Raw genomic sequence first — 11,664 nt, forward strand, 5'->3', positions numbered from 1 at the left:
GGCGACCTAGAGTCGCCTTTTTTGATTCTGCTTGGGGCGTAGAGCTTAATTCAAGTACCAATAGCCTTTATTGAGCAATGTACACAGTAGAGACGTGGCTTCATTGTTTTGGAATTGCGGCAAATTAGTCGTGGTAATTATCTCATGATCACACAGCAAGTGACTGAGTTCTGTTGATGCGGCAAAACGTTCACCGTTGATGTAGGCACTGGTCGGTTGTTGCTGATGGTAAAGCGCTCGAACTCCCGATACCTTTCTCAAACAGCCACCCTGGTGCAAATGTTCGACCAGTTCTTCGCTTGTATAAGGCTCCTCAGGTTCGACAATATCCAGTTGATGACGAGACTGACTTAACATGCTGCCCATAAAGTCGGCGATGTCTTCTTCTGAGCGAAGGGCAGACATCAACATATCGGTTAACTTGGTTAAGTCTTGGCTTTGGATTTCACCATGATTGGTTTGCGCCTGTATATCAGGGTTGTGCAGATGAACATCGCCTTTATCGTAGGATAATACGTAGTCAGCAAAGTTGCTCAGTAGCTCTTGCTCTTTCGGTGAGCGGAAGCCCATCGAGTAGCTCATACTCGGTTCGAGCGTGTTTCCTTCGTGAGGAAAACCCGGTGGAATGTAAAGTATGTCACCAGGTTGCAGCACTTCGTCAATAATCGCGTCAAAACCTTCGATTTGTCTTAAAGCGCCACCTTGTATCGATTCTTTGTATTGGCCTTTATCGATATCACCAACACGCCAACGGCGTTTACCGCTACCTTGGATAATGAAGACGTCATATTGGTCGATGTGAGGTCCAACCCCGCCTTCTGGAGCAGAGAAACACACCATTAGATCATCAAACAACCACTGGGGAAGTTGTTTAAAAGGTTCAACCAATTCGGCCGCACCGAGGTGCCAGTGATTGCACGCCTGAACGATAAGCTGCCAGTGGCTTTCATCCAGTGTTTCAAACAGGGATTCCGGGAGAGGTCCGTGCTTCGCTTTCCACTGGCCTCCTTTGTTGGAGACAAATCGAGAATCGATCTCTTCTTCCATTGCCAACCCAGCGAGTTCATCGGGGCTGATTGGGTCAACAAAGTCGACAAAACCCTGTTTGATAACCGTTGGTTTCTTGTGCCAGTATTCCGCAAGGAATTGCGCCATATCGAAGTTAAGCTGATACATGCTTAATTGCTCTCCAGCTTACGTTCTAAATCGGTCTTAACAATATTGAGCGCTTTGAGCGCGACAAGAGGGTCGACTTCATTACTTTCTAGTAGATAGATAAGATCAACCGCGAGTTTCACTTCATCTGGTGCTTGTTCCAGTTCTGATTGAGCTGATGACATTTACTGATTTCTCTCTCGGTAGGTAATTTGATTTTCGATTTTAAGCTTCGACTCCTGACAGCGTTTAAGTCGCTGTTCGGTAGCGAGTAAAGCTTGCTGAGCCGCTTGTTGCTGAAATGGTGGTGCGTACTGCATTGCAAGTTCTTTCTCGCGCACCATCTCCATTAATCGTCTTTCCCACTCTTGGTGTTGGGCGAGGTTTTGATAGAGTTCATTGATCGGCTTTTGATAGTAGCTTTTATGCTTGGGCTCTTGTTTGCGAATGGTGGTTGTCGCTAACTCACGCTGGATGGCACTGATCTGCGAATACAATCGCTCGGTGAGGTACTCAGCTCGAAGGGCGGTTAACTTACCAGCTTCCTCTTCTTTCACTAAGCTGTTGAGTGTGCATTGAGTTTCATTAACGCAAGGAACAAGCAACTTTGCTTTGCATCTGAATAGGCGCTCGTCAAAAAGCGGTAAGTGGTGTTCGCCACGCTGTCTATCGAGAGCGGCCGCTTTAATTGCCAGTTGTTCTAATGTGTTGGCTAACTCTTTTATACGACTCATTGTTTATACGCCAGATTGTTCGGTTGCTTTAAAACCTATCGCACTCATAAAAAGTTTAGTACTCAATAACTCGTTTAAACGGAGGCAGCGAGTCGAGTAGCGCTTTGCCGTATCGCTTCGTCACAATACGTCGGTCAAGTATCACGACTCTACCAGAATCTCGTTCTTTTCGCAGTAAACGCCCAACAGACTGAATCATCTTTTTGCTCGCTTCAGGCACCGTGATTTGCATAAACGGATTGCCGCCTCGGTTCTCAATGTATTCAGCGTGAGCTTGCTCAACTGGGGAAGTTGGCACCGCAAACGGTATCTTAGTGATGATTAGGTTCTCTAAAAGCTCACCAGGCAAGTCAAGCCCTTCAGAGAAACTACCCGTACCAAATAAGACGCTGGTTTTCTGGCATTGGACGAGGGTTTTATGTTTTTTTAGTATTTCTGAGCGTGACTCTTGTCCTTGAACTTGTAGCGCCCAGCCTCTTTTAACGAAATGTGTTGATAAAGCTTCCGACACTTGATTCATTTGCCAGTAAGAAGAAAACAGCACAAGGTTGGCTTTGTTCTCTTCAATCAGGTTCGGCAGGATATCGATCAGATAATCGGTGTACTGAGGTGCCTGAGGTTCGTACTTCATTTTAGGGACAACCAGCTCGGCTTGATTTTGATAATCAAAAGGAGACGCGAGTGCAAGGTAGCGCACACCGTCTTCGGCTTTTTCGCTGATTCCCGCTTGGCGACAGAAGAAACTAAATGAATTCAATGCTCGCATCGTTGCGGAAACTAAGACTGCGCCTACGCAGCGGCTCCACAGCTGTTGGTCTAGTTGCCAACCGACTTCAAGTGGAGAGACGTTCACCACAAAGTCCCCCTCGCGCTCTTTGCTTACTTCGAGCCACCTTGCTAGCGGAGCGCCCTTTTCGCGAGTTGGCTCCGCCATTAGATTCCAAACTTGGGCGAGGTTATCCATACGTTGGATATAAAAGCCCAATTCGGCTAACGCGGGTTCGGCCAGTCGATTTGAAAGCTCACCGTCTTTGACTCGCTCTGATATTAGGTCTGCGATTTTCGCGACAGCTTGTGCGCCTTTTTGCGACAGCTTCTTGAGTTCTTTGGCTTCTTCTTCTAACCAGCTAGGCAACTCCCCGTTTTCGAAGCGGTAAATGTTTTCTTCAAAATGAGCCGGGTCAAAGCGGGTGGCTAACTGGGATAGGGAAGGGATCAACTGCTGAACCGAATCTTGAAGCTCATTGCGAAAACGGCTCACGCGCTTTTCGTCTGCCATGCCCGCAAATTTAGTGACAGATTGATTCAGCCTTTCAAGCCAACTGGCCGCACCTTTTAAGCTCGCTGCTGCTGAGGAATGGTCGCGCGCCACATGAGGTAGGTGGTGCGCTTCGTCAAAGACATAGATGGTGTTTTCCGGTTCAGGGAGGATAATCCCGCCCCCCAAATCAGCATCTGCCATCACTAAGCTATGGTTAGCGATCACAACGTCTGCTTTATCAAGTTCTGAACGTGCTTTCTGGAAAGGGCAGTCTCTGTGGGCGGGCATGCTGCTGTTGCAGCTGTGCTTATCACTCACAATCATTTGCCAAATCTCATCTTTAATCGGCTTTGGCCAGGAGTCGCGGTCGCCGTCCCACTTGTTCTGGGCCAGCTTCTTATACATCAGCTCTAGCTGTTCGATGTCTTTCTTTTTTGGTTTTTGTTCAAACATCGCCAACTGGCCGCCATCCACACCCGAAGCAGAGGCAAGCTTCTCTGCACAGCAGTAACGTTGTCGACCTTTCGCCAAGATAAAAGAGAACTCTCGATCGGTGATGCGTCTATATAGAGGCAAATCTTTGTTCACGAGCTGTTCTTGCAGCGCCACCGTCGCTGTTGAGATAACAACTTTGCGATTGCTAAACAGTGCTACAGGGATCGTAGCCATTAAATAAGAGAGAGATTTGCCGATGCCAGTTCCTGCCTCCGCGACAATCATTCGTGTCGATTTGTGATACTCACCACATAGCGTCTTAACTATTTCTGCAACGAGGTAGTTCTGTGCTCGGCGAGGGACAAAGTTATCTAGCTGAGATTGTAAGTTTTGATAACTCGCGCGAACGGCATTTTGTATTTTACTGGCTGTCATTCTGTGATCTCGATTACGGGGAGGCGATGATAGCACAGTTTGCTAAAGGCTACTTAGTTCACGAAATGGAATTCTTGATTGCTAAATATGGATCTCCTTCACAAAAAAAAACTGAACCATCAGGAACTTAGATTAATTTCTAAATGTAAAAAATATATAACTCTAATTGAGGTGGTCTAATGAAATATTATCCTGTTATTTGTTTTATTTACGCGCCTATAAAGATAATTAATCTAATCATCAAAAGTTGGCATGGTTGAACGTACGGTTTGTAAGGTTGTAGGTTTTGCTCGCAAAATGAGCTGTTTTATGTGTAACTATCTGATTTTTATTTGTTTTAGGTTTTTTTATTAAATTTTTTTTGATCATTTGACAGGTAGGGTAATCTTTTGCAATCTAAGACTCGCAATTACTGGCGATGACATCCCACCCAATAAGAGGTAAGAGTCATCATCAAAAAACATAAAGGGAACCGGACAAGGAATTCCCATCTTAAGAAAAGGCAGTGGATTATTATGAAAAAGACTCTAGTAGCTCTTTCAGTACTTATGGCAGCTTCATCACAAGCTAGCATCGAACTATACAACCAAGATGGCGTAACAGTTAATCTTAAAGGTGATATTGAAGTTCGTTACAAGAAGTCGACTTCTGAAGAGGACAACTTGAAACAAGAGATCGACGATGCTGACATTGGTTTTGACACTCGTTACGCAGTAAACGATGACTTCCAAATCGGTGGTTACATCGAGTACTCTGGTGACTCAAGTGATCGTGCTAAAGGTAATGTTGCAAACGGTAACACTTACGTAGGTTTTTACTCTCAAACTTACGGTAGCTTAATCGTTGGTAAACTAGATACTGTACTAGATGATGCTGGTATCGGTAGCGACTACATGTTTGGTCTATCTTCTTTCTTCGGCGATGACCTAGACTTTGGCGGCGAAGAGGCAATCCGTTACGATTACGACAGCGGTTCTTACTACTTCTCAGTAGGTTACAACCAAGACGCTTACGACAACCACATTTACAACCGTGATAGCTACGTTGATGCTAAAGTTGGTGCACGTGTTGCTGATTTTGACTTCACAGTATTCTACGGTTCTGCTCACGTTGACAACTCTGATGATGATCTAAGCCTAGTTGGTCTTGAAGCGCGTTTTGCAGGTATCGAGAATGTCAACCTTGAAGCTGCTTACTACTACACTGATTTCGGTATTGTTGAAGCGGATACATTTGCTATTGCTGCTGACTACACAATGGAAGCATGGACTTATGCTGCAGGTGTAGACTTCGTTGACCCTGACCAAGGTGATGAAGTTACAAGTTGGTTTGTTAACACTGGTTACGGTATTGCACCAAACACTACTCTATACGCTGAAATCGGCGGCAATGATGCAGACGACACTGACGTTGCATACGGCTTTGGTGTTAAAGCATCTTTCTAATCAGTGATATCAACTGATAACGATTTATCAAAGAAGCCACCCTCGGGTGGCTTCTTTTATTTCTAATGTTAGTATTGCAAAAAAACACCTAGTCACTCCAAAGAGATTTGGAGTTTACACAGAGAGAGAAAATACGTGAAAAGAGTTTTAGCTACACTTGCAGCCCTAAGTTCCTTGTCATTGCATGCGGCAGAGTTAAATACTGAGAGTGGTATTTCCGTACTGTACATTAATGGTCAGCAGGCTCAGTCTAAATTGGGTGTGAATGAAATTGGCGAAGGTTTCAATCAAGTTGTGATCCGTATGGATAAAAAGATTGGTCGTGGAGGAAGTGAAGAAGTATTTACCTCAAAACCTTTTGTCATAGATATACAAGTATCAGGTAGTGAGATTTTAATAGAGCACCCTAGTGCGAGAAGTATTCAAGAGGCAGAACGTGCTTTTAAAGGGGATGAACCTAAATGGAATGTCACCCAAGATGGCAGCGTATTGCCTTATGAACAAGAAGTGCTAGAAGGCAAATCTGGTTTATTTCCTTTTTTAAACATGGAAGAACTGGTTACGGAGCACAACAAAAAACGTGGAATTTATTTCGAGAACGGTGACTTAGTCGATAAACCTGAAATTGCGGTTGCCGCTACTTCAGGAAAGACAAATACTGCGTCAAAGTCCGCACCGATCAATAATGTGGAACAGCTTAAAGCATGGTACTTAAAATCCTCTGCTGAAGAACGCAAAGCATTTCGACGTTGGATAATTGAGCAAGAATAACGATATTGGTTGTCAAGAGGCTTCTAGCAAGAAGCCTTCTATCGTTAGGCAAAGCAATCTGATGATTGAAGTGCGTTTTGGATTGCAGCTATAAGTTGTTCGATGTTTTCTTGATTACTAATAAACGGCGGCATTATATAGATAAGCTTGCCAAATGGCCTTATCCATACGCCTTGTTCGACAAAATGAGCCTGAATTGCCTCCATATTGACGGGTTTGGTGGTTTCTACCACGCCAATTGCACCAAGCCAACGAACATCCGCCACTAACTCATGTTGTTTCAGCGCTGGTAACAGCGTGGCAAATGCTTGCTCAATCTGCTCTGTTTGTTGTTTCCAATCCCCTGTCTCTAGAAGCTCCATACTTGCCGTTGCGACCGCACATGCTAATGGATTTCCCATAAAGGTCGGTCCATGCATAAAGCAACCCGCTTCTCCGCCGCACACAGTATCTGCCACGTGTTTAGACGCTAATGTGGCTGACAAGGTCATGTAACCGCCAGTAAGCGCCTTACCAACGCACAAAATATCGGGTTGTATATCTGCATGCTCGCAAGCAAACATTTTACCTGTGCGTCCGAAACCAGTTGCGATTTCATCCAGAATCAATAGCACACCATATTGGTCACAAAGCTCGCGTACCCCTTTTAGAAAGTTTGGATGGTAGATACGCATACCTCCCGCGCCTTGTACAATCGGCTCTAAGATCACAGCGGCGACTTCGTGATGGTGAGCGGCAATAGTGCGTTTAAAATCATCTAAATCACTCTCATGCCACTCTTGCCAGAAACCTATGCGTGGCGACTGCGTAAAAATATGTTCTGGTAGAAATCCTTTATACAACGAATGCATAGAGTTGTTTGGGTCGGTCACCGACATTGCCGCAAAAGTATCCCCGTGGTAGCCGTCGCGTAAGGTCAGAAACTTCGGCCTTCTTTCACCTTTAGCATGCCAAAATTGCAGAGCCATCTTAAGACTGACCTCTACCGCGACTGAACCAGAGTCCGCGAGAAACACGTGTTCTAAGTTGTCCGGAGCGAAGTTGAGCAGCTTTTTGCACAGGTTAATGGCAGGGTCGTGTGTAATACCACCAAACATCACATGCGACATTTTATCGATTTGGCTATGAGCCGCGTTGTTAAGGTGAGGGTGGTTGTATCCATGAATCGCAGACCACCAAGAAGACATACCGTCGATAAGTTGAGTCCCGTCTTCTAGCTCAAGGTATACGCCGTGAGCGGATGTCACTGGATAACAGGTCAGAGGTGCAAGAGTGGAAGTGTACGGATGCCAGATATGGTCGCGGTCAAAGTTAAGATCCATGGTTTAAATGCTCGATTAATGATGATTAAAAAGTAATCAAATGTAAACTTTGGTTTTTTTATATTGTTGACAGTGTTTATGTTGTCAGTAGACTAGCCATAAATCAATCTAATAATGACTAGTAAAAGGAAAGCACGTGGAAGTACGTCACAACTGGACTGTTGCACAAGTTCGTGAGCTTATGGACAAGCCGTTTATGGATCTTCTTTTTGAAGCACAAACGATCCACCGCCAATACCAACAGCACAACCATGTGCAAGTCAGCACATTACTTTCAATTAAAACGGGCGCTTGTCCTGAAGATTGTAAATATTGCCCTCAAAGTGCGCGCTATCAAACTGACGTAGAGAAAGAACGCTTAATGGAAGTTGAGCGTGTCCTTGATGCTGCGCAGAAAGCGAAGAATGCTGGTTCAACACGTTTCTGTATGGGAGCCGCGTGGAAAAACCCTAAAGAGCGAGACATGCCGCATCTAACTCAGATGATCAAAGGCGTAAAAGATATGGGGTTAGAGACTTGTATGACACTGGGTATGTTGACTCCTGATCAAGCAAAGGAGCTGGCTCATGCTGGTCTGGATTACTACAACCATAACCTAGATACATCACCTGAATTCTACGGCAACATTATTACTACACGTACTTATCAAGACCGTTTGGATACGCTTTCTCACGTTCGTGACGCGGGGATGAAAATTTGTTCTGGCGGCATTATTGGTATGGGTGAAAGTGCAAACGACCGAGCGGGTCTGCTTGTCGAATTAGCCAACCTACCCACGCACCCGGAAAGCGTGCCAATTAACATGTTGGTTAAAGTGAAAGGCACACCGTTGGAAGAAGTCGATGACGTTGACCCATTTGATTTCATCCGTTTGATCGCGATCGCTCGTATTATGATGCCGCAATCAGCGGTACGCTTATCTGCAGGGCGTGAGAATATGAACGAGCAGATGCAGGCGCTGTGCTTTATGGCGGGCGCAAATTCGGTATTCTATGGTTGTAAACTGCTCACCACGCCAAACCCTTCAGAAGACAAAGATATGCAGTTGTTCGATAAACTGGGTATCAATAGCCAGCAAGTTTCGCAAAAACCGGACGAAATTGAGGAAAATGATTTGCTAGACCGTGTTGTGGAACGTGTGGCCGCGCGACCAACAAAGGACGACTTGTTCTACGATGCCGGTGTTTAATCAGCGTATCGCCGAAGCTCTTGCAACGCGAAAACAGCAAGGGCTTTCAAGATGTTTGCGTTCAATCGACGGTGGCAACCAAGCACAACTTGTCTTCAATGACGTTCTATTTGCCAATTTTTCGAGCAATGACTATCTAGGCCTAGCCAGTGATAAGGAACTGTCTCTCGCTTGGCAGAGAGGTATCGAGTTATACGGAAATGGCAGCGGCGCTTCACCTCTAGTGACTGGCTTTAGCCCAGCTCATCAGAATCTGGAATCGGCGCTATGCGATTGGTTAGGGTATCCACGTGCGGTGCTATTTACCTCTGGCTTTTCAGCTAACCAAGCCATGCTGTTCAGTTTGCTAGAAAAGGGTGATTTGCTTTTACAAGACAAACTCAATCACGCCTCGTTAATGGAAGCTGGGGCGTTATCGCCAGCGACAATGAAGCGCTTTTTGCACAATGATGCTCAGTCGTTGAGTAAATTGCTTTCTGAAGAGGCGCTAGTCGTAACAGAGGGTGTGTTCAGCATGGATGGGGATTTATCCCCACTGCCTGACTTGCATGCTGTGTGCGAGGGCAAAGCTTGGCTAGCGGTTGATGATGCGCATGGAGTCGGCGTGTTAGGCGAGCAGGGTAGCGGTAGCTGCTCACACGCGAAGGTTCGACCTGATTTGTTGGTGGTAACCTTTGGCAAAGCGTTTGGTTTATCCGGGGCAGCGATACTGTGCAGTGAAGAAATCGGTGATTATCTGACTCAATTTGCCCGCCACCACGTCTACTCAACTGCTATACCGCCATCTCAAGCGTATGCGCTAACGCACGCTATCGGAATGATCCAACGTCAAGACTGGCGCCGAGACAAACTTGCCGAACTCCAGCAATGCTATGCTGAGCAGTTTTCTCATTTCCCTGGATATACCGAAACAATCACCCCAATCAAACCGCTACTGGTAGGGGAATCTGAGATAGCACTCTCACTCGCCGACCATGTCAAACAGCAAGGTCATTGGTTGACGGCGATACGCCCACCGACAGTGCCTAAAAATACTGCTCGGATACGCATCACATTGACAGCGAATCACACCACAAAACAAGTGAAAGCATTGGCTGAGAGTTTAAACCAAGCGATGGAGAGGTTGAGTTGATGGAACATGCATTCGCGTTGAGCTCAGATACTGCATTGGATAAAACCGCGATCGCAGAAGCATTTGGTAAAGCGGCGAGCACTTATGACGCACATGCCCAATTTCAAAGAGACGTTGGACATCGATTGCTGGCTTTCTTACCGGACGATTTAAGCGGCAAAACAGTATTGGATGTGGGCTGTGGTACGGGGTACTTCTCTCAGCAAATACGTCTAAGGGGTGCTGAGGTTATTTGTTTTGACCTGTCCGAACAAATGTTGGCCGCGGCAAAAAAACGCTGTGGTGAAAACAAGGTCACTTTTCAGCAAGGCGATGCTGAATGTCTACCATTTGAGTCAGCTTCAGTGGATTTTATCTTTTCGAGCTTGGCACTGCAGTGGTGTGAAGACTTATCAGTACCGCTACGAGAAATGCGTCGGGTGTTGAAGCCTAGTGGAAAGATTTGCTTCTCTACGCTTTTAGACGGCTCTTTGTGTGAGCTTAAACAAGCATGGTTAGAAATTGATGGATATCAACACGTCAACGACTTTATCGCCACCAATCAGGTAAAAGTTGCGTTAGCGCAATCTGGATGTGTGAACCATCGTCTAGACTTGCCCACCATTACACTCTGGTACGAAAGTGCATTTTCCTTGATGAAAGACTTGAAAGGCATTGGCGCTAACCATGTTAGCGGGCGCTCTCAAGGCTTAACGAGCCGCAAGTCATTATTACAAGTTGAGCAATCGTATCAGAAATTTAAAAACCATCAGGGTCTTCTTCCTGCCACATATCAGGTTTGTTTAGGGGTTATTCATCTATGATTGATGCTTTTTTTATTGCTGGTACGGATACCGATGTTGGAAAAACAGTTGCATCGAAAGCGATTTTAAACGCTTTAGCAACCAAAGGATTATCTACAATTGGCTATAAGCCGGTTGCCGCAGGAAGCGAAAAAACAGCCGAAGGTTTTCGAAATTCTGACGCGCTTCATCTACAAAATGTTGCAACGGTGGATGTCGCCTATCAAGACGTCAATCCATACGCCTTAGAGCTGCCGTCTTCTCCGCACATCGCGGCCAAAAATGAGCAGGTAGAGATAGAGTACTCTGTGCTTAGTGAGAAACTCGCTCAACACAAGCAAAATTCCGATATCGTCTTGGTAGAAGGCGCAGGAGGCTGGCGCGTGCCTGTCTCCGATTCAGATTGCTTATCAAGTTGGGTGCAGCAAGAAAAACTACCTGTCGTTTTGGTGGTAGGGATCAAACTAGGCTGTTTGAGCCACGCTATGTTAACTTTTGATGCGATCAAAGCGGACGGCCTTGAAGTGGTCGGTTGGGTGGCGAACCGAGTGAATCCAGGTACAGAGCATTACGCGGAAATCATCGATATGCTAGAGCAAAAAATTGATGCGCCTAAGCTGGGTGAAATCCCATACGTACCAAGCGTTAAACGCAAAGAATTGGGTAAGTACATCAACGTTGACCCTTTATTGTCGGCTTAGATATGTTCCTCTGAAAACGCAAAAAGGGCAGCCCATTGGCTGCCCTTTTTAATGTGCGTTAAGTAACGGCTTACATCTCTGAAGCAAGTCCAACAAAGGCTTGTTGGGTTTCGACGATGTGCTTTTGCACGCTTTCGTCACAAGAGATGCCTAGCTGCTTCATTGCTTCTTCCTCTGAAAGACCTAGATGACAGCATAGTAAATCAATAGCCATTTGATAGTTGCTAGTTTCGACCATGATGCTTTTCCTTTATTCACATGGAAGTGGTTGTTTGAGTAAATCTAGCATGATCCAACGGCTA

The 11,664-nt window shown here is 45.6% G+C and carries 12 protein-coding genes; 6 read left to right on the top strand and 6 right to left on the bottom strand.

The genetic code is table 11. From position 1 onward, the window contains the following. Nucleotides 1-45 precede the first annotated feature (45 nt). Genes HCZ42_RS12555 through dinG form a run of 4 tightly spaced genes read right to left on the bottom strand, consistent with a single transcriptional unit; the run spans nucleotide 46 to nucleotide 4,020 of the window. Nucleotides 46-1,176, bottom strand: a complete 1,131-nt coding sequence (locus HCZ42_RS12555; RefSeq protein ID WP_167421027.1) for a ribosomal protein uL16 3-hydroxylase — start codon at nucleotides 1,174-1,176, stop codon at nucleotides 46-48. A gap of 2 nt (nucleotides 1,177-1,178) precedes the next feature. Beyond that, nucleotides 1,179-1,340, bottom strand: a complete 162-nt coding sequence (rsmS, locus tag HCZ42_RS12560; protein ID WP_053410271.1) for a pleiotropic regulatory protein RsmS — start codon at nucleotides 1,338-1,340, stop codon at nucleotides 1,179-1,181. Continuing rightward, nucleotides 1,341-1,889 carry a primosomal replication protein gene (locus HCZ42_RS12565; protein WP_167421028.1) on the bottom strand — a complete coding sequence of 183 codons (549 nt, stop codon included), beginning with the start codon at nucleotides 1,887-1,889 and terminating at the stop codon, nucleotides 1,341-1,343. Between the two features lie 55 nt (nucleotides 1,890-1,944). Beyond that, nucleotides 1,945-4,020 (bottom strand): ATP-dependent DNA helicase DinG, encoded by a 2,076-nt coding sequence (dinG, locus tag HCZ42_RS12570; protein WP_167421029.1) that lies wholly within the window; start codon nucleotides 4,018-4,020, stop codon nucleotides 1,945-1,947. A 515-nt stretch (nucleotides 4,021-4,535) separates the two neighbouring features. Between dinG and HCZ42_RS12575 the strand changes: the two genes are divergently transcribed. Further along, nucleotides 4,536-5,465, top strand: a complete 930-nt coding sequence (locus tag HCZ42_RS12575) for a porin (protein WP_167421030.1) — start codon at nucleotides 4,536-4,538, stop codon at nucleotides 5,463-5,465. Nucleotides 5,466-5,600: 135 nt separating this feature from the next. Continuing rightward, nucleotides 5,601-6,236, top strand: coding sequence for a YccT family protein (locus HCZ42_RS12580; protein ID WP_167421031.1), 636 nt, complete (start codon nucleotides 5,601-5,603; stop codon nucleotides 6,234-6,236). 44 nt (nucleotides 6,237-6,280) lie between these two features. On the opposite strand, the gene bioA is transcribed toward HCZ42_RS12580, so the two are convergent. Next, on the bottom strand, nucleotides 6,281-7,558 hold the full coding sequence (gene bioA / locus HCZ42_RS12585) for an adenosylmethionine--8-amino-7-oxononanoate transaminase (RefSeq protein WP_167421032.1): 1,278 nt from the start codon (nucleotides 7,556-7,558) through the stop codon (nucleotides 6,281-6,283). 136 nt (nucleotides 7,559-7,694) lie between these two features. Between bioA and bioB the strand changes: the two genes are divergently transcribed. Genes bioB through bioD form a run of 4 tightly spaced genes read left to right on the top strand, consistent with a single transcriptional unit; the run spans nucleotide 7,695 to nucleotide 11,362 of the window. Then, a complete protein-coding gene (gene bioB, locus HCZ42_RS12590; protein WP_167421033.1) occupies nucleotides 7,695-8,747 on the top strand; it encodes a biotin synthase BioB in 1,053 nt (350 codons plus the stop codon). Continuing rightward, nucleotides 8,734-9,879 (top strand): 8-amino-7-oxononanoate synthase, encoded by a 1,146-nt coding sequence (bioF, locus tag HCZ42_RS12595; protein ID WP_167421034.1) that lies wholly within the window; start codon nucleotides 8,734-8,736, stop codon nucleotides 9,877-9,879. The genes bioB and bioF overlap by 14 nt, the downstream gene beginning before the upstream one ends. Next, on the top strand, nucleotides 9,879-10,682 hold the full coding sequence (gene bioC / locus HCZ42_RS12600) for a malonyl-ACP O-methyltransferase BioC (RefSeq protein ID WP_167421035.1): 804 nt from the start codon (nucleotides 9,879-9,881) through the stop codon (nucleotides 10,680-10,682). Before bioF ends, bioC begins: the two co-directional genes overlap by 1 nt. Further along, on the top strand, nucleotides 10,679-11,362 hold the full coding sequence (gene bioD, locus HCZ42_RS12605) for a dethiobiotin synthase (RefSeq protein WP_167421036.1): 684 nt from the start codon (nucleotides 10,679-10,681) through the stop codon (nucleotides 11,360-11,362). The genes bioC and bioD overlap by 4 nt, the downstream gene beginning before the upstream one ends. Before the next feature lie 70 nt (nucleotides 11,363-11,432). On the opposite strand, the gene HCZ42_RS12610 is transcribed toward bioD, so the two are convergent. Beyond that, nucleotides 11,433-11,600, bottom strand: coding sequence for a hypothetical protein (locus HCZ42_RS12610; protein WP_167421037.1), 168 nt, complete (start codon nucleotides 11,598-11,600; stop codon nucleotides 11,433-11,435). Nucleotides 11,601-11,664: the final 64 nt, after the last annotated feature.

This window comes from Vibrio hepatarius (assembly GCF_011806575.1).
Classification (GTDB): Bacteria; Pseudomonadota; Gammaproteobacteria; order Enterobacterales; family Vibrionaceae; genus Vibrio; species Vibrio hepatarius_A.

What these genes read in the sequence shown, in the direction of transcription:
- dinG (WP_167421029.1), bottom strand. Translation starts at nt 4,020, where the DNA reads ATGACAGCCAGTAAAATACAAAATGCCGTTCGCGCGAGTTATCAAAAC.
- bioF (WP_167421034.1), top strand. Translation starts at nt 8,734, where the DNA reads ATGCCGGTGTTTAATCAGCGTATCGCCGAAGCTCTTGCAACGCGAAAA.
- bioA (WP_167421032.1), bottom strand. Translation starts at nt 7,558, where the DNA reads ATGGATCTTAACTTTGACCGCGACCATATCTGGCATCCGTACACTTCC.
- bioC (WP_167421035.1), top strand. Translation starts at nt 9,879, where the DNA reads ATGGAACATGCATTCGCGTTGAGCTCAGATACTGCATTGGATAAAACC.
- HCZ42_RS12610 (WP_167421037.1), bottom strand. Translation starts at nt 11,600, where the DNA reads ATGGTCGAAACTAGCAACTATCAAATGGCTATTGATTTACTATGCTGT.
- HCZ42_RS12575 (WP_167421030.1), top strand. Translation starts at nt 4,536, where the DNA reads ATGAAAAAGACTCTAGTAGCTCTTTCAGTACTTATGGCAGCTTCATCA.
- HCZ42_RS12565 (WP_167421028.1), bottom strand. Translation starts at nt 1,889, where the DNA reads ATGAGTCGTATAAAAGAGTTAGCCAACACATTAGAACAACTGGCAATT.
- bioD (WP_167421036.1), top strand. Translation starts at nt 10,679, where the DNA reads ATGATTGATGCTTTTTTTATTGCTGGTACGGATACCGATGTTGGAAAA.
- rsmS (WP_053410271.1), bottom strand. Translation starts at nt 1,340, where the DNA reads ATGTCATCAGCTCAATCAGAACTGGAACAAGCACCAGATGAAGTGAAA.
- HCZ42_RS12555 (WP_167421027.1), bottom strand. Translation starts at nt 1,176, where the DNA reads ATGTATCAGCTTAACTTCGATATGGCGCAATTCCTTGCGGAATACTGG.